The 18,904-nt window shown below is 62.6% G+C and carries 16 protein-coding genes; 7 read left to right on the forward strand and 9 right to left on the reverse strand.

Annotation, left to right across the window (positions count from 1 at the left end):
- Nucleotides 1-138: 138 nt before the first annotated feature.
- The 7 genes from HA052_RS02345 to ccoN all read right to left on the reverse strand — a co-directional run bounded on the left by HA052_RS02345 (nt 139) and on the right by ccoN (nt 5,859).
- Nucleotides 139-555, reverse strand: a complete 417-nt coding sequence (locus tag HA052_RS02345; RefSeq protein ID WP_085951918.1) for a YbaY family lipoprotein — start codon at nt 553-555, stop codon at nt 139-141.
- A 2-nt stretch (nt 556-557) separates the two neighbouring features.
- A complete protein-coding gene (locus tag HA052_RS02350; RefSeq protein ID WP_166450613.1) occupies nt 558-1,085 on the reverse strand; it encodes a FixH family protein in 528 nt (175 codons plus the stop codon).
- Nucleotides 1,086-1,088: 3 nt separating this feature from the next.
- Nucleotides 1,089-2,540 carry a cytochrome c oxidase accessory protein CcoG gene (gene ccoG, locus HA052_RS02355; RefSeq protein WP_166450614.1) on the reverse strand — a complete coding sequence of 484 codons (1,452 nt, stop codon included), beginning with the start codon at nt 2,538-2,540 and terminating at the stop codon, nt 1,089-1,091.
- A gap of 154 nt (nt 2,541-2,694) precedes the next feature.
- Nucleotides 2,695-3,612: a cytochrome-c oxidase, cbb3-type subunit III gene (gene ccoP, locus HA052_RS02360; protein WP_081544339.1), complete on the reverse strand. Its 918-nt coding sequence runs from the start codon at nt 3,610-3,612 to the stop codon at nt 2,695-2,697.
- Nucleotides 3,609-3,800: a cbb3-type cytochrome oxidase subunit 3 gene (locus tag HA052_RS02365; protein WP_019102682.1), complete on the reverse strand. Its 192-nt coding sequence runs from the start codon at nt 3,798-3,800 to the stop codon at nt 3,609-3,611. Before HA052_RS02365 ends, ccoP begins: the two co-directional genes overlap by 4 nt.
- 3 nt (nt 3,801-3,803) lie before the next feature.
- Nucleotides 3,804-4,418, reverse strand: coding sequence for a cytochrome-c oxidase, cbb3-type subunit II (gene ccoO, locus HA052_RS02370; RefSeq protein WP_019102681.1), 615 nt, complete (start codon nt 4,416-4,418; stop codon nt 3,804-3,806).
- A gap of 16 nt (nt 4,419-4,434) precedes the next feature.
- The gene (gene ccoN, locus HA052_RS02375; protein ID WP_081544340.1) at nt 4,435-5,859 is read right to left on the reverse strand and encodes a cytochrome-c oxidase, cbb3-type subunit I; all 1,425 of its coding nucleotides are present in this window, start codon (nt 5,857-5,859) and stop codon (nt 4,435-4,437) included.
- A gap of 471 nt (nt 5,860-6,330) precedes the next feature.
- Between ccoN and HA052_RS02380 the strand changes: the two genes are divergently transcribed.
- The gene (locus HA052_RS02380; protein ID WP_166450615.1) at nt 6,331-8,109 is read left to right on the forward strand and encodes a M61 family metallopeptidase; all 1,779 of its coding nucleotides are present in this window, start codon (nt 6,331-6,333) and stop codon (nt 8,107-8,109) included.
- 82 nt (nt 8,110-8,191) lie between these two features.
- On the forward strand, nt 8,192-10,816 hold the full coding sequence (pepN, locus tag HA052_RS02385) for an aminopeptidase N (protein WP_166450616.1): 2,625 nt from the start codon (nt 8,192-8,194) through the stop codon (nt 10,814-10,816).
- 83 nt (nt 10,817-10,899) lie between these two features.
- Here the strand turns inward: pepN and HA052_RS02390 are convergent, their stop codons facing one another.
- Nucleotides 10,900-11,331, reverse strand: coding sequence for an Hsp20/alpha crystallin family protein (locus tag HA052_RS02390; RefSeq protein WP_166450617.1), 432 nt, complete (start codon nt 11,329-11,331; stop codon nt 10,900-10,902).
- A gap of 108 nt (nt 11,332-11,439) precedes the next feature.
- On the reverse strand, nt 11,440-13,119 hold the full coding sequence (locus HA052_RS02395) for an SgrR family transcriptional regulator (RefSeq protein WP_166450618.1): 1,680 nt from the start codon (nt 13,117-13,119) through the stop codon (nt 11,440-11,442).
- Nucleotides 13,120-13,238: 119 nt separating this feature from the next.
- On the opposite strand from HA052_RS02395, the gene HA052_RS02400 reads away from it, so the two are divergent.
- The 5 genes from HA052_RS02400 to HA052_RS02420 all read left to right on the forward strand — a co-directional run bounded on the left by HA052_RS02400 (nt 13,239) and on the right by HA052_RS02420 (nt 18,818).
- Entirely contained in the window at nt 13,239-14,450 is a 1,212-nt protein-coding gene (locus tag HA052_RS02400) for an MFS transporter (RefSeq protein WP_166450619.1), read from the forward strand.
- Nucleotides 14,451-14,551: 101 nt separating this feature from the next.
- Nucleotides 14,552-15,469 carry an alpha/beta hydrolase family protein gene (locus HA052_RS02405; protein ID WP_166450620.1) on the forward strand — a complete coding sequence of 306 codons (918 nt, stop codon included), beginning with the start codon at nt 14,552-14,554 and terminating at the stop codon, nt 15,467-15,469.
- 59 nt (nt 15,470-15,528) lie between these two features.
- Nucleotides 15,529-16,173: a 2OG-Fe(II) oxygenase gene (locus HA052_RS02410; RefSeq protein WP_166450621.1), complete on the forward strand. Its 645-nt coding sequence runs from the start codon at nt 15,529-15,531 to the stop codon at nt 16,171-16,173.
- Between the two features lie 57 nt (nt 16,174-16,230).
- Nucleotides 16,231-17,331, forward strand: coding sequence for a chorismate synthase (aroC, locus tag HA052_RS02415; protein ID WP_166450622.1), 1,101 nt, complete (start codon nt 16,231-16,233; stop codon nt 17,329-17,331).
- A gap of 50 nt (nt 17,332-17,381) precedes the next feature.
- Complete coding sequence (locus HA052_RS02420) at nt 17,382-18,818, forward strand: EAL and HDOD domain-containing protein (protein ID WP_081544347.1); 1,437 nt, start codon at nt 17,382-17,384, stop codon at nt 18,816-18,818.
- Nucleotides 18,819-18,904: the final 86 nt, after the last annotated feature.

The raw sequence follows: 18,904 nt of genomic DNA on the forward strand, positions 1-18,904 counted from the left end.
TGCCGCCGGATGGGAGCTTGAGGGACGGTTTGCGTCTCTACGCGCCGATGCTGAGGCAAAACAGCAACACTCAATCGGCGTTGGGGGGCGGGCAAAGAAAAAGCCCTGCGGGAAGCAGGGCCTGGAGGGGAGGGCGGCTCAGTTGCCGCCGACGGTGTCCAGCCTCAGCTGCGGATGTTCGTCGGCGCCGGCTCGCAGCACCTCGGTCTGGCGGCTGCTGTTGTAGCGTAATTCGCCGTTCACGAAGATCTGACCTTCCACCACATAGCGGCCATCGGGTTTGATCGCCTGCTTGTCGTAACACAGAGAGAAGTCCGCCGGAATGCTGCGTGGTTTTTCCAGAATCTGTTCGGCCAGCAGTTGCGGGGGCGCATCCTGGCGGCTTTGATCCAATAGGCGCACCTTGACGAGCACGTCCTTGGCCTGGGACAGCGTGGCGCTCTGTTGCGGCGCGATATTGCCGGTCAGATAGGCCGGCACGAAACCGCCGGCGTGGGCGGCGCTCAAAGCCAGGCCAAGAGCCAATGCGCATAGGGAGCGGGTCAGTCGTTTCATCATCAGTCCGCCGGCTCCAGGTTTTGGTGGCCGAGGGAGATGGTCTGGCCTTCGGCCGGTTTCCATTCGCCCTGCAGCCGCCATTGCTTGGCCTGGTCTTCCAGCAGGATGTACCAGTGATTGGCCTTGACCGGCACCGCCGGCAGCACGGCCTGGTAGAGATTGGGGCCGGCCTGGCGCATTTCCACCTGTTGGTCGAAGTCGTCCTGCGCCGGATGAACCATGCGCATGGTGATGACGGAGGGCAGTGGCACCTTGCTGGTGGTGATCAGCCGCAGCGTGCGTTGATCCGTGCCCACCATCAGCTGCGCGCTCAAGCCCATATTGAAGGCTTGCTTGTCGCGGCGCAGCTCCATATTGATGGCCTTGCCCTTTTTGTAGTAGTCGTCGGTGACCAGGCCGTCGTCGGTGCGGATCGCGGTGGCGAGGAACATCACGCCGACGATGACGGACACCAGCGGCAGGCCGAACAGAATCCAGGGCCAGGGCTCGCGGTACCAGGGGCGCGGAGCGGGGGCGGTATGCTGCATGTATTACTCTCCGATGAAGCTGGACTTCTCTTCCACTTGCAGGGAAGGGTGGTTGATGGACTGGATCAGGAAGCGGATTTCATGGCTGCCTTTGGTCGCGTACTGCGGATCGGCCTGCACGTGGACGGTGACGTCGGTGTTGCCGGTGGCGGCAACGGCGATATCGCCGCGGTCGGCCTGAACTTTCAGGCCGGGCAAGCCCGATGCTGTGATCCTGAAATGCTGATTCTGTTCCGTAGTATTGATAATTTTAATGATATAGGTGTTTTCCAGCCAGCCGGCGTCGGTTTCTCGCACCAGCGAGGCGCGGTCGCGGATCACATCCACTTTGAACGGCTTGCGCATCCACATGGAGCCGATGGCGGTGGCGATGACGACGGCGAGCACCAGCGTATACAGTATCACGCGGGGGCGCTTGAGCCGGGAGGCGATGGCTTTCTCAGGGTATTTGCCTTCCAGCGCATTTTCCGTGGTGTAGCGTATCAGGCCGCGCGGATAGGCCATTTTGTCCATCACTTCGTCGCAGGCGTCGATGCAGGCGGCGCAGCCGATGCACTCGTATTGCAGGCCGTTGCGGATGTCGATGCCCACCGGGCAGACTTGAACGCAGATGCTGCAGTTGATGCAGGCGCCCAGACCTTGCTCCTTGGGGTCGCTGCCTTTCTTGCGCGCGCCGCGCGGCTCGCCGCGCTTCTCGTCGTAGGAAATGATCAGGGTGTCGGCGTCGAACATCACGCTCTGGAAGCGCGCGTACGGGCACATGTATTTGCAGACCTGTTCGCGCATGAAGCCGGCCAGCAGATAGGTGAAGCCGGCGTAGAAGAACATCCAGAAGGTTTCCCACGGCCCGTAGTCGAAGCGGGGCGCGGCGGCGACCAGATCGCGGATCGGCGTGAAGTAGCCTACCAGCGTGAAGCCCGTCCACAGCGAGAACAGGATCATCAGGCCGTGCTTGGTGAATTTGAGGCGAAACTTGCGCGCGCTCATCGGCGCCTTGTCCAGCTTGATGCGCTTGCCGCGGTCTCCCTCCACCCATTGTTCTATCCACAGCATGATTTCGGTGTAAACCGTTTGCGGACAGGAGTAGCCGCACCATAACCGGCCGGCGATGGTGGTCCAGGTGAACAAGGCGAAGGCGCAGCACATCAGCAGCGCGGCCAGATAAACGAAGTCCTGCGGCCAGATGGTGAGGCTGAACAGATAGAACTTGCGTTCGATCAGGTCGAAATGCAGCGCCTGGCGTCCATTCCAGTTCAGCCAGGGCAGGCCGAGGAAGACCAACTGGGTGCCGACGACGAAGAGCACGCGCAGATTGTTGAACAGGCCTTTGACGGCGCGCGGATAGATCTTGGTTTGCGACTCGTACAGAGAAACGGTCTCGGTGGCGTCGGGCTGCGAGCCGGCTTGGCGCGGCGGTTCTACCTTGATCGGAATTTCCTTGAGCGAATCGGACATGGGCGTTTCCTTCTCTGCGGATTTGGCCAAGGCCATGGGGGTATGGGCTTGGCGAAATGCGCGGCTGCGTCGGGGCGGAGATGTTATATGAAATCATATAACATCCTCGCGAAAGAATACTGCCCGCATTAGCGGGCAGTAGATCAGTACCGGTTTATTGCGGCGCTTTGGGGTTGTTGGACAAGCCCCAGACGTAAGCGGTCAACAAGTGTACTTTGCCTTCACCCAGGAAGTCTTTCCAGGCCGGCATCTGGTTGTTGCGGCCGTTGGTGATGGTTTCGATGATGGTTTTCTCGCTGCCGCCGTACAACCAGTTGTTGTCGGTCAGGTTGGGCGCGCCCAACTGCTGGTTGCCCTTGCCGTCCGGACCATGGCAGGCGATACAGACGGTGGCGAAGGTTTCCTTGCCGCGAGCCGCGCGCTCGGCGTCATGCTTGCGTTTGGACAGCGACAGCACGTAGTTGGCGACGTCCTTGACCTTTTCCTCGCCGAACGCCGCGCCCCAGGCCGGCATCTGGCCATGACGGCCTTCGGAGATGGTGGTGTGGATGGTCTTGATGTCGCCGCCCCACAGCCACTTGTTGTCGGTCAGGTTGGGGAAGCCCTTGGCGCCGCGGGCGTCGGAACCGTGGCACTGCACGCAGTAGGTCTGGAACAGACGCTTGCCCATTTCCTGAGCTTTGGGGTCGGCGGCCACGGCCTTGACGTCCTGTTTCAGGAATTGGTCGTACAGCGGCTGATACTTGGCTTCCGCCTGCGCGCGCTCCTTCTTGTACTGGTCTACCGAAGTCCAGCCGAACACGCCTTTCCAGGTGCCCAGGCCAGGGTACAGGATCAGGTAGACCACGGCGAAGGCCAGGGTCACGTAGAACATCAACATCCACCAGCGCGGCAGCGGGTGGTTGTACTCGGAAAGGTCGCCGTCCCATACGTGGCCGGTGATCTCAACCTGTTCGCCCTTTTGCACCTTGATCTTGGATTGTGAAAACACCAGATAGGTCAGCCAGACGAGGCCGCCCAGCACGATCGCGGTGATCCAGATGTTCCAGAATTCGCTCACGAAATCACTCATTTTTTTGCTCCGTTGGAAGCTTGGTCTTGTTCCGCTTCCTGCACCTTGTCGTCGTCGAGGAAGGGCAGGTTGGCCGCGTCCTCATACCGGTTCTTGGAGCGCTTGCTGTAGGCGATGCCCAGCACCACGATGAAGAATGCAAAGCACACTACCGTGAACAGCGAGCGTCCGATGGTTACCCAGTCCATGGCTTAACGAACGTTCTTCAAGGCAAGGCCCAAGCCTTGCAGGTAAGCGACCAGCACGTCCATTTCCGACTTGCCTTCCACCTGGGCCTTGGCCTCGGCGATGTCTTTGTCGGTATAGGGGACGCCCACCAGGCGCAGCGCCTTCATCTTGGTCGGCACGATGTCGGCGTCGGCCAGATTCTTGGCCAGCCATGGGAAGGCCGGCATATTGGACTCGGGAACCACGTCGCGCGGGTTGATCAGGTGCACGCGATGCCATTCGTCGGAGTAGCGGGCGCCCACGCGGGCCAGGTCCGGACCCGTGCGCTTGGAGCCCCACAGGAAGGGGTGGTCGTACACCGATTCGCCGGCCACGGAGTAATGGCCGTAGCGTTCGGTTTCCGCGCGGAACGGACGGATCATCTGCGTGTGGCAGGTGTGGCAGCCTTCGCGGATGTAGATGTCGCGGCCGGCCAGCTGCACGGCGGTGTAGGGCTTGACGCCGGCCACCGGCTGGGTGGTCGATTTCTGGAAGGCCAGCGGCAGGATTTCCACCAGGCCGGCCACGCTGACGACCAGCAGGGTGAACACGATCAGATAGCCGACGTGTTCTTCGATCAGTTTTTGTATCTTATCCATGATGTTTCCTTGCGCCTCAATGAGCGTGGGCGGTGATGGCCGGGATCTTGGCGTCTACGGCCCGGCCCGCGGTTACGGTGCGGAAGGTGTTGTAGGCCATCAGGAACATGCCGAGCAGGTACAGGAAGCCGCCGAGCAGACGCACGAAGTGGTACGGATAGGTGGCCTTGACCGCTTCTACGAAGGCGTAGGTCAGGGTGCCGTCCGGGTTCAGCGCGCGCCACATCAGGCCCTGGGTCACGCCGGAGATCCACAATGCGGCGATGTACAGCACCACGCCGACGGTGGCGAGCCAGAAATGGGCTTCAACCAGCTTCAGGCTGAACATGGATTCGCGGCCGAACAGGCGAGGAATCAGGTAGTACATGGAACCGATGGTGATGAAGCCCACCCAGCCCAGCGCGCCGGAGTGCACGTGGCCGATGGTCCAGTCGGTGTAGTGGGACAAGGCGTTGACGGTCTTGATCGACATCATCGGGCCTTCGAAGGTGGACATGCCGTAGAAGGACAGCGACACCACCAGGAATTTCAGCACCGGGTCGGTGCGCAGCTTATGCCAGGCGCCCGACAGGGTCATGATGCCGTTGATCATGCCGCCCCAGCTCGGAGCCAGCAGTACCAGGGAGAACACCATGCCTACGGATTGGGTCCAGTCCGGCAGGCTGGTGTAGTGCAGGTGGTGAGGGCCCGCCCACATATAGGTGAAGATCAGCGCCCAGAAGTGCACCACGGACAGGCGGTAGGAGTAAACCGGACGGCCTGCCTGTTTCGGGATGAAGTAGTACATCATGCCGAGGAAGGCGGCGGTCAGGAAGAAGCCCACGGCGTTATGGCCGTACCACCATTGCACCATGGCGTCCACGGCGCCGGAGTAGGCGGAGTAGGATTTCCACAGCGACACCGGCACGAAGGCGGAGTTGACGATGTGCAGCAGGGCCACGGCCAGGATGAAGGCGCCGTAGAACCAGTTGGCCACGTAAATGTGCTTGACCTTGCGGATGGCGATGGTGCCGAAGAAAACGATGGCGTAAACAATCCAGATCACCGCGATCAGCAGTTTGATTGGCCATTCCAGCTCCGCGTATTCCTTGCTGGTGGTCAGGCCCAGCGGCAAGGTGATGGCGGCCAGCACGATCACCAGCTGCCAGCCCCAGAAGGTGAAGGCGGCGAGCTTGTCGGAGATCAGCCGGACGTTACAGGTACGCTGCACTACGTAGTAGGAAGTGGCGAACAAACCGCAGCCGCCGAAGGCGAAGATGACCGCATTGGTGTGCAGCGGGCGCAGGCGGCCGAAGTGGAACCAGGGGCCGAAGTTCAAATCGGGCCAGACCAGTTGGGCCGCAATGATGACGCCCACCAACATGCCGACAATGCCCCACACGACGGTCATGATGGCAAATTGGCGCACCACCTTATAGTTATAAGTGGATTGCGTTTCCATTTAGGTTTTTCTCCAAGGTTGCTAACTCAGAACGTGACATATCTAATCGACGGCTTGAAGTCCGGGCGACTGTCCCAATCTGTACCGATGTGACTGTATCCAGACGAAGCCGCAGGGAAATCGACTTTTATTAAAATCAAGCGCTTGACCCGGGTCGCAGCGGTACTGATGTCTGTATTAGCAGTTCATCCCGTATTGCGACAGCGCAATTTCCCCATTTAGTTAACCCGGCATTCTAAATCAATTACCCATATCGGGCCAGTTTGGACGGCCGGGGGATGTCGCTTTCCCATTTGTCTTTATTTATGTCTCAAGCGAGCGTGACAGTTCTTGCAAATACTGTTGCCACTGGCGAGATTGTATTGTCTGGCGGCCCAGCCTTCTTGACCTGGATCAAGATGTCATAAAACGCAGCGTTTACCCGCGGCAAGTGCTAAAATCAGAAGGTTTTGCAACGATTGCAGGCAGATCATGACCGTTTCCGTCCGCTACACCCTATGTCCATGCGCCCCGGAGGCGCATCTTTTCGAGGTCGTCCTGACCGTTCCCAAACCCGCTAAGAACGGCCAGATTTTCTCGTTGCCGGCTTGGATTCCGGGTAGTTACATGATCCGGGAGTTCTCCAAGCATATTGTGGAAATTCGCGCGGAATCCGCGGGAAAAGCGGTGCAGCTGGTCCAGTTGACAAAAAACAGCTGGCAAGCCGCGCCGGTCAAGGGCTCGCTGGTTCTGCGCTATAAAGTTTATGCGTTTGATCTCTCCGTGCGCGGAGCGTATCTGGACGCGCAGCGAGGCTTCTATAACGGCACCAGCGTTTTCCTGGCGGCTGACGGCTATGAAAACGAGGCCTGCTCGGTGGACATCCTGCCGCCGGAAGGCAAGGCCTACGCCGACTGGAAAGTGGCGACCAGCTTGCCGGCGCGCGGCGCGGACAAGAAAACCGGCTTCGGCGGCTATCAGGCGGCTTCCTACGACGAGTTGATCGACCATCCGGTGGAACTGGGCGCTTTCGAACGCGTCAGCTTCAAAGCCTGCGGCGTACCGCACGAATTCGTCGTCTCCGGTCGTTTCCGCGCCGACCTCAAGCGCTTGGCGCGCGACGCCAAGAAAATTTGCGAATACCAGATCAAGTTGTTTGGCGAGCCGGCCCCGTTCGAACGCTACGTGTTCATGCTTTTCGTCGGCAAAGACGTCTACGGCGGCCTGGAGCATCGCGCCTCCACCGCGCTGGTGGCCAACCGCGACGACTTGCCGCAACAGGGCGTCGAGGAGATTAGCGACGGCTATCTGAAACTGTTGGGCCTGATCAGCCACGAATATTTCCACAGCTGGAACGTCAAGCGGATGAAGCCGGCGGCGTTCACGCCCTACGACCTGAATCAGGAAGGCTACACCCGTTTGCTGTGGGCCTTTGAGGGCATCACCTCCTATTACGACGACCTGAGCCTGGTGCGCTGCGGCCTGATAGACGAGAAGCGCTATCTGGGCCTGCTGGCGGAAACCATCAGCGGCGTGGAGCGCGGCGCCGGCCGCTTGAAGCAGACGCTGGAGCAATCCAGCTTCGAAGCCTGGACCAAGTACTACCGGCAAGACGAAAACAGCCCCAACAGCATCGTCAGCTATTACACCAAGGGCGCGTTGGCCGCGTTGGCGCTGGACTTGACCATACGCCGCGACAGCCAGGGCCGTCAGTCGCTGGACGACGTGATGCGCGCGCTGTGGCGCAAATGGCTGGACGACGGCAAAGGCCTGGCCGAGGACGAGTGGGAAAGCCTGGCGCAGGCCGCCACCGGCCTGGACCTCAAAGCCTTCTTCGACCGAGCGTTGCGCGGCGTCGAGCCCTTGCCGCTGGCCGAGCTGCTGGCTGCCCAGGGCGTGGAACTGCGCTTTGAGCCGGCGGCCAACGCCGGCGATCGCGGCGGCCTGGCGCTGAGCGGCAAGCCGGCTCCGGCCAGCCTGGGCGTCAAGGCGGTGGCCGAGGCCCAGGGCGTGCGCGTGATCAACGTCTACGACGGCGGCGCGGCGCAGCGCGCCGGGCTGTCCGGCGGCGATGTGATCGTGGCCATAGACAAGCTCAAGGCGGTGGATTTGGACAAGGCGCTGGCGCGTTACCAGCCGGGCGCTAAGCTGAAACTGCACTGCTTCCGCCGCGATGAGCTGATCAGCGCGGAAGTAGAGCTGCAAGCCGCGCCTGCCGACGCCTGCCGCCTGCTGTTGCAGGACGACGGCGCCCGGTGGCTGCGCCGCTAACATTCATCGGGCCGGCGCCGCGCCCCGGCGCCGTTCCCCTCCAGCCAAGACCGGCGCAGCCGGCATCGAAGGAGACGTAGACATGGCTCAACAGCCGCAAGTCAAGTACCGCAACGACTACGCAGCCCCCGCTTTTCTGATTGACCGGGTCGATCTGAGCTTCGACATCGAAGACGACGCCACCCGCGTGCACGCGCGCTTGGTGGTGACCCGCAACGACAAGGCCGCGCACCGGGACGATCTGGTGCTGGACGGCAGCGCCGCGCTGGTGGCGGTGACGCTGGACGGCGAACGCCTGGGCGAAGGCGGCTACGCGCTGGCCGACGATCAACTGACCGTGCGCGGCGTGCCGGACAGCTTCATCCTGGAAGTGGAAACCGAGATCGATCCGGCGGCCAATACCAGCCTGATGGGCTTGTACGCGTCCAACGGCAATCTGTTCACTCAGTGCGAGCCGGAAGGCTTCCGCAAAATCACCTATTACCTGGACCGTCCCGACGTGATGGCCAAGTTCACCACCACCATCATGGCGGACAAGCACAAATTCCCGGTGCTGCTCTCCAACGGCAACAAGGTGGGCGAGGGCATGGTGGACAAGAAGCGCCACTGGGTGAAATGGGTGGATCCGTACAAGAAGCCGTCTTATCTGTTCGCCTTGGTGGCCGGCAAACTGACGGCGCTGAAGGACAGGTTCGTCACCATGCGCGGCCGCGAAGTGGCGCTGGAGATTTGGACCGAGCCTGCCGATCAGGACAAGACCCAGCACGCGATGGAGTCTTTGAAGCACTCGATGAAGTGGGATGAGCAACGTTTCGGCCTGGAATACGACCTGGACATCTATATGATCGTCGCCGTCGGCGACTTCAATATGGGCGCGATGGAGAACAAGGGCCTTAACGTCTTTAACACCAAGTACGTGCTGGCGCGCAAGGACACCGCCACCGACGCCGACTTCCAGGGTGTGGAGCGGGTGATCGGCCATGAATACTTCCACAACTGGACCGGCAACCGCGTTACCTGCCGAGACTGGTTCCAGCTGTCGCTGAAAGAAGGGCTGACCGTGTTCCGCGACCAGGAGTTCGGCGCCGACATGAGCAGCCGCGCGGTCAAGCGAATCGAGGACGTCAAGGGCCTGCGCGCTCACCAGTTTCCGGAGGACGCGGGCCCCACTTCTCACCCCATCCGCCCGGACAGCTATATCGAGATGAACAATTTCTACACCATGACGGTGTATGAAAAAGGCGCGGAAGTGGTGCGCATGTATCACACCCTGCTGGGCGAAGCCGGTTTCCGCAAGGGCATGGATCTCTATTTCAAACGCCATGACGGCCAGGCGGTGACTTGCGACGACTTCCGCGCGGCGATGGCCGACGCCAACGACGTGGACCTGGGCCAGTTCGGCTTGTGGTACAGCCAGGCCGGCACCCCGGTGCTCAGCGTCAGCGGCCGCTACGACAGCGTGGCGCGCAGCTACACTCTGAACGTGCGCCAATCCTGCCCGGCCACCCCGGGCCAGGAGCAGAAGCAGCCCTTCCACATCCCGCTGGCCCTGGGTCTGGTGGGCGCCGACGGCGCCGACCTGCCGCTGCGGCTGGAGGGCGAAGCCGAAGCGCAGGGCGGCACCCGGGTGCTGGACGTCAAGGCGGCGGAGCAGAGCTTCACCTTCGTCGGCGTGCCGGCCGAGCCGGTGCCTTCGCTGCTGCGCGGTTTCTCCGCGCCGGTGAAGCTGGATTTCGATTGGCGCGACGACCAACTGGCTTTCCTGATGGCCAACGACAGCGATAGCTTCAGCCGTTGGGAAGCCGGCCAAACTTTGGCCGAGCGCCTGTTCAAGCAGCTGTTGGCGACGCTGGCCGGCGGCGGCGAGCTGAAGTTGCCCGAAACCTTCGTCGCCGCCTTCCGCGCGGTGCTCAAGGACCATGTCGCCGATCCGGCGTTCAAGGCTCTGATGCTGGCCCTGCCTTCCGAGGCGGAAATCCTGGAGATGGTGGAGGAGGCCGATCCGGCAAGCATCCATCAGGTGCGCGATTTCGTACTGGACGAGCTGGCGCAGGCGCTGCGCGGCGAGTGGCGTGAGGCGTACGAGCTGAGCCAGACCCGCGATTACAAGCCGCAAGACGCGGGCAAGCGCGATCTGAAAAACCGCGCATTGGCCATGTTGAACCGCCTGGACGACGCCTGGCCGGCGGAAGCCGCTGCCAAGCAGTGTCGGGAAGCGGACAATATGACCGACCAGATGGGCGCGATGCTGGCCTTGCGCGATCGCGACGGCGCCGAACGCGACGATTGCTTCACCGCTTTCGCCTCCCGTTGGCAGGGCGACGCGCTGGTGATGGACAAGTTCTTCATGCTGGTGGCCGGCAGCCAGCTGCCGGGCACGCTGGAGCATGTGCAGGCGGCGATGCAGCATCCTGCCTTCACCTTGAAGAACCCCAATAAGGCGCGCGCGCTGATCGGCACCTTTGGCGCCAATATGGCCTTGTTCCACGCCGCCGACGGCAGCGGCTACCGCTTCCTGGCCGATCAAGTGCTGGCGCTGGACGCGATCAATCCGCAAGTGGCCAGCCGCATCGTCAACGCCTTCCGCCGGCTGAAAAAGCTGGAGCCTGCGCGTCAGGCGCTGATGCGCGAGCAATTGCAGCGTCTGGCCGGGCAGCCGCTGTCCAAGGACGTGTACGAGATCGTGTCCAAGATTTTGGAGGCCTGAGCCGTCTCGCGCCGTTCAACACAAAGCCCCGGTTTGAAACCGGGGCTTTTTTCATGGCCGGCGAGGCGGATTCACCGCGAGGCTTATTCTATGCGCAGCCGCTGTCCGCCCTGTCCGCCTTGCTTCTTCGGCAGCGTCAGGCTGAGCACGCCGTTTTCGTACTTGGCGCTGGCCGCGTTGCGTTCGATCTCCGCAGGCAGCTGGAAGCTGCGCGACACCGCGCCGTAAAAACGCTCGGTGCGCAGTTGGCGTTCGTCCTTGCGCTCGCTGTCCGCCTGGCGTACTTCCGCTTTGATGGTGACCAGTGGGCCGTCCACTTCCACATGGATGTCCTCTTTGCTGACGCCGGGAATCTCCGCGTGAACGGTGAACTGGGTTTCGGACTCCTTCACGTCGATCTTGATCTGGCTAGGTAGCGGATCGCCGTGCAGCGGTTTGATGAAGAAGCCTGGGGTGAAGTCGCGGAACAGTTCGTCAAACAGGCTGACATTGCCGCGGGAAGGCAGGATATTCATCTTACTCTCCTTTTAGATCAATGATTTAGGTGTAAAGCGGGCCCTGTTGTCGATATAGGGACGCCGCTCGGATTCTCAAGTCCCCAAGAAGGGAAAATTCATCGGGATTCATGCCGGCCAGTCCGATTGGACAGGCCGCAGCCACAGGCCAGCGAAATCGGTCCAGCCGTTTTCGCTCATTTGCAGGCCGGCCAGTTGCGGGCTGGCCTGATGTCCCTGGCGCTCATGAGACAGCGGGAGCACCCAGCCCTCGGCGCACAGCCAGTCGCCGATGGCGGCGTATCCGGCCATGCGCCGCCGGGTGTCCGCTTGGCGTTGGATGTCCCGCAACTGCGCGTTCAGCCGCGCTTGCGCCTCCGCGCCCAGGCCGCGCTGCAACGGTTGCCGGGTGCCCAGCCACTCGTGGCAGCTATAGTCGCGATCGTCGTGCAGCACTTCGCTGCACAGCATGAGATCGGCCTGCCGCCACCAGTCTTGATCGTGAAAAAAATCGCGCCGGCTGAGGGCGTGGATCTCCAGCTCAATGGCCAGCCCGGCCAGGCGTTGACGGACGGCGGCGGCCAGCGGCGGGAAGCAGGGGAGGTCGTAATGGAACAGGCGCAGGCGGGTACGGTCGAGCCGAGGCCGGCGCTCGGCTTGCGGCAAGGGGTGACGCCAGCCTGGCAGCAAGCCGAGCGCCGGCGTTTGCAGGGTGTCGTTGGCCTGGACCAGCGCGGGTTCGGCCAACCAGCGCATCAGCGGCGCGCGCTCGCTGTCCGGCAGTGCCGGATTCAGCAGCAAATAAGTGCAGGCGGATTGCAGCGTGCCGTTGGCGTCGTCGTTGGCGTAATCCAGACGCAGGTGGAAGTCTTGGCCGTCGTTGCCGGAGGGAATGAACCACAGTTCGATCTCGTCCAGCAGTGCTCGTTCGCGGTAATGGTTGGCGAAGGCGGCCAGGCTCAGCCGCTGCTCGCTGTGACGCAGCGCCCGGAACGGTCCGCTGCCCACCGGCAGGCGGTCGAAGTCGGCATTGCGCCGCAAGGGGACGATGGAGCTGTTGGCGGTGGCCAGCCGCTGCGGCCAGAGAAAATCGCCGTCGTCCAAGCGGCAGCTGAAGGACAGCGCGTCGTGGACCTCGACCGCGCTCAGATGGAGGTATTGTCGCTGATAGGGGTTGTCGGGTTTGTGCAGGCGCAACAGGCTGGCGGCCGCGGCGTCGGCTTGCAAGGGCGAGCCGTCGTGGAATTGCAGGCCGGGGCGCAGCCAGAAGCGCCAGCGCCGTGCCTCGGCGTCGCTTTCCCAGTGGTGTGCCAGGCCGCTCTGCAGGCTTTGCAGCGCGCGGTCGAAGCGGCATAGCCGGTCGAATATCTGCCGGACCAGGTGGGACTCAAGCCGGCCGCTGACGGTGACCGGGTCCAGGCTCAACGGCGCATGCGGTATCGGGATGCGCAGGCAGCGGCCTTGCGCGGCGCTGCCCAGGTATTGCGGCAGCGCGCTCAGCAATTGTTCGCGCCGTTGCGGTGGCAATTGGGCGAAGGCCTGTTCCAGTTTCCCGTCGCGCAGCAAGTGCTGCAGACGCTGCCATTCCAGTTGCTCTGGCGAGCAGAGCAGGCTTAGCCGCGATTTGCGGCCGCGTCCGCGGCCCGGCTCCCAGGACAGCCAGCCGCGCGCGCGCATCTTGGCCAATTGCAAGCGGGCGTTGCGCTCGCTGCAGTTCCACAGCGCGCACAGTTCGGCCAGCCCCGGCTGAGAGGGCTGCCGGTCGGCGTAGGCCTGGTGCAGCGCCTGATATTGTCGTTCCAGCTTCATGCTTGTTTCCGGCTGAGGGCTCCGATAAAAGCGGAAGCTATTTGTTTTGTTCACATCCATTTTTGCATTCCGCTTTTAGCAGGATACTGGGGGCACTTCCTGTTTGCATAGGCCTTGGCATGATTGACGAAAAAGAAATCCAAGTGCGTTGGTTGCTGGCCAGCTCCTGGTTGTTGACGATGAGCCGGGCGGTGATCGCGCCCTTGCTGGTGCTGACCCTGGGGCGTCAGTTGAGCTTGAACGGCGAGCAGACCGGTTTGTTGCTGGGCGGGGTTTTGCTGCTGTCCGCCTTGATGGGCTTGTACGGCGGCCATTTGCTGGATCATTGGCCGCGGCGGCCGGTGCTGTTGGGCTCCGTGGCGTTGATCGCGTTGAATTATCTAGTGCTGCCGCTAAGCCAGCAGCTGTGGTGGAGCGCGTTGGCGCTGGCGCTCAGCGAGATCGGCCAGGCGGTGCACAGCATCGCGATCAAGGCCTTGATCAGCGATTTGTTGCCGCCGGAGCGGCGCGGAAAGGCTTTCTCCCTGCGCTACACCTTGGCCAACGTCGGCTGGGCGCTGGGGCCGCTGCTGTGCAGCCTGCTGCTGGCTTGGGACGGGAACTGGCCGTTCTGGTGCGCGATCGGGCTGGCCGCGGCCGGCGGCCTGGCGACCCCGCGCGGCTCCTGCGCGCCTCGTCGGGAGGCCGGCGCGCCGGCGCCGGGTTTTCTGGAGACGCTGGGCCGTTTGCGGCAAGACCGGGTGCTGGTCTTGTTCACCCTGAGTTGCGCCTTGGCCAACCTGGTCTACGCGCGCTTTTCCAGCTATCTGCCCCTGTATCTGATGCAGAGCTTGCCGGAGGCCGAGGTGCTGCGCTGGATGTCGGCGCTGATCAGTTGCAACGCGATTGGCGTGGTTTTGCTGCAATATCCGCTGGGCAGGCGGATCGGCGGCGCCGGCTTGATGAAAGCCATCGGCACCGGCTTCCTCCTGCTGGGGCTGGGCACCTTGGGCTTGGGCTGGGTCCCCGGCGGGTTGCTGGGCATGTGCGCGGCGATGCTGGTGTTCACCGTGGGCGAGATCGTGCTGGTGCCGGCCGAATACCTGTACATAGACGCGATCGCGCCGGAGGACTGCAAGGGTGTTTACTACGGCGCGCAGAACCTGGCCAGCCTGGGCGGAGCGCTGGGGCCGATGCTGGCGGGCTGGATGTTGGCCCGCGCGTCTGGCGGAGTGTTGTTCGCTGCGATGGCGAGCTTGTGCGCGCTGGCCTGGTGGCTGGCGCTGCGCGGCGAGGCTTTGAGGCAGGCCCGGGGCGACGGCTCGTGGCAGGGGGCCGCCCTGAAGGTATGAAGCGGGGCGGGCTTTCTCTTTGACGACTTTTTTGTCATGATCAATCGCTTGTTTGAAATGTCGCGCAGACGACGAAGCAGACGCCGATACGAGGAGAAGGCATGGAAAAGCGCCAGCAAGACCACTTTGTCGCGGTGGGCGGCGAGCAGTTGTATCTGAAACGCATTTATTGCCACGAGGACGGCCCGCCGGTGTTGCTGCTGCACGGGGTGATGGCCAACGGCCGCACCTTTTACAGCGACTCCGGTAGAGGATTGGCTCATTACCTGGCCGAGGCCGGCTGCGATGTGTTCGTGGCCGACCTGCGCGGCCGCGGCCGCAGCTTGCCCAAGATCAGCCGCGCCTCGCGCCACGGGCAGACCGAGACCATCTGCGAGGATCTACCGGCGCTGCACCGCCACATCCGCGAACTCAAGGACGGCGCGCCGTTGCACTGGATGGCCCATTCCTGGGGCGGCGTGCATATGTCCAGCTGCCTGATCCGCTTTCCCGAGCTGGCGGAGCAAGTGGCCAGCCTGGTCTACTTCGGCAGCAAGCGCAGCGTGCGGGTGCGCAATCTGAACAAGCTGGTGGAAGTGGATTTCATGTGGAATATCGCCTCGAGGGTGTTGATACGCCTGTTTGGCTATCTGCCTGCGAGACGCATCCGGCTGGGGGCGGATGACGAGAGCGACAAGAGCCATCTGCAAAGCAAGCTGTGGGCGCAGCCCAAGCCCTGGGTGGACAGCGACGACGGCTTCGATTACGGCGCCGCCGCCCAGGGCGTCCGTTTGCCGCCGGCCTTGTACTTCGCCGCCGGCAACGATCCCTGTCGCGGTCACCCGGAGGACGTGCGCCGTTTCCGCGACGAATCCGGCCCGCATTTGTCGCGGCTGCGTCTGCTGTCGCGACGCGCCGGCCATCTGCACGACTACAATCATGTGTCATTATTGACCCACCCGGATGCCATTCGGGACCATTTCCCGCTAGTATTGGCATGGCTGCATGGTGAGTATGATCAGGTCAGCGAAAATTACTGATAAATGACATTTTCCTTGGCGCGCGGCTGTGGTAGAAATCGCGCCTGGGAGAATGAACCATGACACAAGACTTTGAAGTTTCGCCCTATTTGCTAGGGCCCGTTATCGACAACCTTGCCGAACAGGGCTGGGTCGTGGACCGCAGCCTGTTCACCGCTGAAGAAATCCGCCTGCTGCGCGAGGAGTGCCTAGTCAACTGGCAGCAGGGCAAGTTCCACGAGGCCGCCGTTGGGCGCGCCGCAGAGCAGAACCGCCGCAGTGAAATCCGTTCCGATTCGGTGCTGTGGCTGGAGCCGGAGCAAGCGGACTCCGCCGCATCCTTGTATTTCTCCAAGCTGGACGCTGTCCGCCAGGCGGTCAACCAGGCGTTTTACATGGGCCTGGAAGACTTGGAATCCCACTTCGCCGTGTATCCGCAGGGCGCTTTCTATAAAAAACACCTGGACCGTTTTCGCAACGACGACGCGCGCGCGCTGACCGCGGTGCTTTACCTGAACGACGACTGGCCGGCCGACGCCGGCGGCGAGATGCGCCTGTATCTGGACGAGGAGGGCGAGCGCCATGTCGATGTCCGGCCGGAAGCCGGCACCCTGGCGCTGTTTCTGTCCGATCGTTTCTGGCACGAGGTGTTGCCGGCCGGCCGGCAGCGTTTGTCCATCACCGGCTGGTTTCGCCGCCGCATGGCGACGGCGGCCGGCTGGTAGCCTGGCGGCTCGTGCTAGAATCTTCGCCAAGGATTCCGCATACAAAGGACAGTGAAGATGTCAGGCAATACCATGGGGTTGTTGTTCACGGTGACTTCCTTCGGCGAAAGCCACGGCCCGGCCATCGGCTGCGTGGTGGACGGCTGCCCGCCTGGGCTGGAGATCAGCGAAGCCGACATCCAGGCGGAACTGGACCGGCGCAAGCCCGGCACCAGCCGCCACGTTACCCAGCGCCGAGAGCCGGACGCGGTGGAAATCCTGTCCGGCGTGTACGAGGGCAAGACCACCGGCACGCCGATCGCGCTGCTGATCCGCAATACAGATCAGCGCAGCAAGGACTACGGCAATATCGCCGACACCTTCCGTCCCGGCCATGCGGATTATTGCTATTGGCATAAGTACGGCATCCGCGATCCGCGCGGCGGCGGCCGTTCCTCCGCTCGCGAAACCGCGGTGCGGGTGGCCGCCGGCGCCATCGCCAAGAAATGGCTGCATCAGCGCTACGGCATCGTCATCCGCGGCCATATGAGCCAGATCGGCGAAATCGCCATCCCGTTCAAGGGCTGGGAGCATGTGTCCGGCAACCCCTTCTTCGCCGCCGATCCCGAGGTGGTGCCGCAGCTGGAAAGCTATATGGACAGCGTGCGCAAGAGCCTTGACTCCATCGGCGCGCGGCTGCGGGTGGTGGCCGAGAACGTGCCGGTGGGCTGGGGCGAGCCGGTGTTCGACCGTCTTGACGCCGACATCGCCCACGCGATGATGAGCATCAACGCGGTCAAGGGCGTGGAAATCGGCGCGGGCTTTGGCTGCGTGACCCAGCGCGGCAGCGAGCACGGCGACGAGCTGACGCCGCAGGGCTTCGCCAGCAATCACGCCGGCGGCGTGCTCGGCGGCATTTCCACCGGCCAGGACATCGAGGTGTCCATCGCCATCAAGCCGACGTCCTCCATCGCCCAGCCGCGCCGCTCGATCGACAAGCAAGGCCAGCCGCTGACCATGGAAACCCACGGCCGCCACGATCCTTGCGTCGGCATCCGAGCCACGCCCATCGCAGAGGCGATGCTGGCGCTGGTGTTGATCGACCACGCCTTGCGCCATCGCGCGCAATGCGGCGATGTTTCGGTAGATACTCCCAGAATTGCCGGCCGAATCGGCTAGACTGTAAACCGTAAGCCGGGACGACGCCGGCATATCCGGTAGGATGGAACATGCTGAAAAATCTGATCAGCGGCCTGACCGGCCGTCTGAAGAAATCTTCGGACTCCACCAGCGACGAACCGCTTGTGCCCGCGCCGTTCACCGAGCTGGCTCATGGCTCGCCGGCCAGCCGGCAGTTGGAGAACGCGCCGCCGCTGGATTTGCCGCCCACCCTGGGCTTTGTTTCGCATCAGCCGGTGATGGACAGGCTGCAAAGGGTGGTGGCTTACGATTTCTTCGTGCGCCAGGGCAAGCGCAATATCGCAGCCGGCAAGCAGCAGGAGTTTGACAGGCTGATGCTGAGCACGCTGCAGAATATGGATATTTTCCGCTTGCTGGCCTTCCGCCGCGCTTTTGTCCATATCTCCATCGACACCCTGGATGAACCGATGCTGTCGAATATGCCGGCCAGCAGCGTGATCTTCGTGTTGGAGCCGTCGCAGACCGGCTCGGTGTCCGAGGAGATGATCAAGCAGCTGGACGCGCTCAAGCAAAAAGCGATGCGTTTCGCGCTGGAGCCGGCGGCCTACGATCCGGGCAGCTTGCCGGCCCATCTGCATAACGATCTGTTCAGCCGCATGGACTTCATGATTCTGGACTTCGACGCGCCGTCGGCCAAGGTGCTGGAACCCATCCTGGATCAATTGCCCAAGCGTTACCCCACCGTGCGCTGGATGGCGCGAAACGTAGGCACCGCGGAGGATTTGGACGTCTGTCTGCGCGGGCCCGGGCATAATCGATTCGCCCTGTTCCACGGGCCTTTCATCGCCACGGTGCGCGCGCTGGAGGGCGGCAAGGTGGACGCCAGCCAGACCCGGGTGCTGCAAATCATGCGCATGTTGCGCGCCAATGCCGAGGCCGCCGAGATCGAAACCCAGTTCAAGCTGGATTCGGTGTTGCTGTTCAAATTGCTGCGTTTCATGAATTCGCCGGTGCACGGCTTGTCGCGCAAGGTGCAGACCATAGAGGAAACCTTGCTGTTGCTGGGCCGGGAAACCTTGTTCAAGTGGTTGTCCATGCTGTTGTTCACCGCGCGCAAGGATGACGGCACCGCGATGTCGCTGCTGGAAAAATCGCTGATCCGCGCCCGTTTGCTGGAGCGCATGGGCAGCTACCGCGGCAACCGGGTGGAGGCCGAGCATCTATTCCTCACCGGCATGTTCTCCATGCTGGACGTTTTGCTGGGGACGCCTTTCCCGGATGTGCTGGACCCGTTGGAGCTGGCCTCGCCGGTGCGCGAGGCGGTGGTGGAACACCGCGGTATGTTCGCGCCTTTCCTGGCGATGGCGTTGGCTTGCGAGCAGGGCGACACTGAACAGGTCGAGGCATTGGCCAAGGTGCTGGATTTCGATGTCGAGCTGGTCAACCAGTACTATATGGACGCCGCGGTGTGGGCGCAGGTGGTCTTGCGCGACAGCGAAGTCCACAACAATGTGGAGGCGGTTTGAGGGCCTGTTCCAAATCAGGCATGACGGCGCGCTGACAGCAAACAGGCCGCATCCTCGGATGCGGCCTGTTTGCTTTCCTGTGCTTG

This window comes from Chromobacterium fluminis (assembly GCF_011602385.1).
GTDB classification, from domain to species: Bacteria; Pseudomonadota; Gammaproteobacteria; order Burkholderiales; family Chromobacteriaceae; genus Chromobacterium; species Chromobacterium fluminis.

What these genes read in the sequence shown, in the direction of transcription:
- HA052_RS02420 (WP_081544347.1), top strand. Translation starts at nt 17,382, where the DNA reads ATGCTGAAAAATCTGATCAGCGGCCTGACCGGCCGTCTGAAGAAATCT.
- HA052_RS02380 (WP_166450615.1), top strand. Translation starts at nt 6,331, where the DNA reads ATGACCGTTTCCGTCCGCTACACCCTATGTCCATGCGCCCCGGAGGCG.
- HA052_RS02400 (WP_166450619.1), top strand. Translation starts at nt 13,239, where the DNA reads ATGATTGACGAAAAAGAAATCCAAGTGCGTTGGTTGCTGGCCAGCTCC.
- ccoP (WP_081544339.1), bottom strand. Translation starts at nt 3,612, where the DNA reads ATGAGTGATTTCGTGAGCGAATTCTGGAACATCTGGATCACCGCGATC.
- HA052_RS02405 (WP_166450620.1), top strand. Translation starts at nt 14,552, where the DNA reads ATGGAAAAGCGCCAGCAAGACCACTTTGTCGCGGTGGGCGGCGAGCAG.
- aroC (WP_166450622.1), top strand. Translation starts at nt 16,231, where the DNA reads ATGTCAGGCAATACCATGGGGTTGTTGTTCACGGTGACTTCCTTCGGC.
- ccoN (WP_081544340.1), bottom strand. Translation starts at nt 5,859, where the DNA reads ATGGAAACGCAATCCACTTATAACTATAAGGTGGTGCGCCAATTTGCC.
- pepN (WP_166450616.1), top strand. Translation starts at nt 8,192, where the DNA reads ATGGCTCAACAGCCGCAAGTCAAGTACCGCAACGACTACGCAGCCCCC.
- ccoO (WP_019102681.1), bottom strand. Translation starts at nt 4,418, where the DNA reads ATGGATAAGATACAAAAACTGATCGAAGAACACGTCGGCTATCTGATC.
- ccoG (WP_166450614.1), bottom strand. Translation starts at nt 2,540, where the DNA reads ATGTCCGATTCGCTCAAGGAAATTCCGATCAAGGTAGAACCGCCGCGC.
- HA052_RS02365 (WP_019102682.1), bottom strand. Translation starts at nt 3,800, where the DNA reads ATGGACTGGGTAACCATCGGACGCTCGCTGTTCACGGTAGTGTGCTTT.
- HA052_RS02410 (WP_166450621.1), top strand. Translation starts at nt 15,529, where the DNA reads ATGACACAAGACTTTGAAGTTTCGCCCTATTTGCTAGGGCCCGTTATC.
- HA052_RS02345 (WP_085951918.1), bottom strand. Translation starts at nt 555, where the DNA reads ATGAAACGACTGACCCGCTCCCTATGCGCATTGGCTCTTGGCCTGGCT.
- HA052_RS02395 (WP_166450618.1), bottom strand. Translation starts at nt 13,119, where the DNA reads ATGAAGCTGGAACGACAATATCAGGCGCTGCACCAGGCCTACGCCGAC.
- HA052_RS02390 (WP_166450617.1), bottom strand. Translation starts at nt 11,331, where the DNA reads ATGAATATCCTGCCTTCCCGCGGCAATGTCAGCCTGTTTGACGAACTG.
- HA052_RS02350 (WP_166450613.1), bottom strand. Translation starts at nt 1,085, where the DNA reads ATGCAGCATACCGCCCCCGCTCCGCGCCCCTGGTACCGCGAGCCCTGG.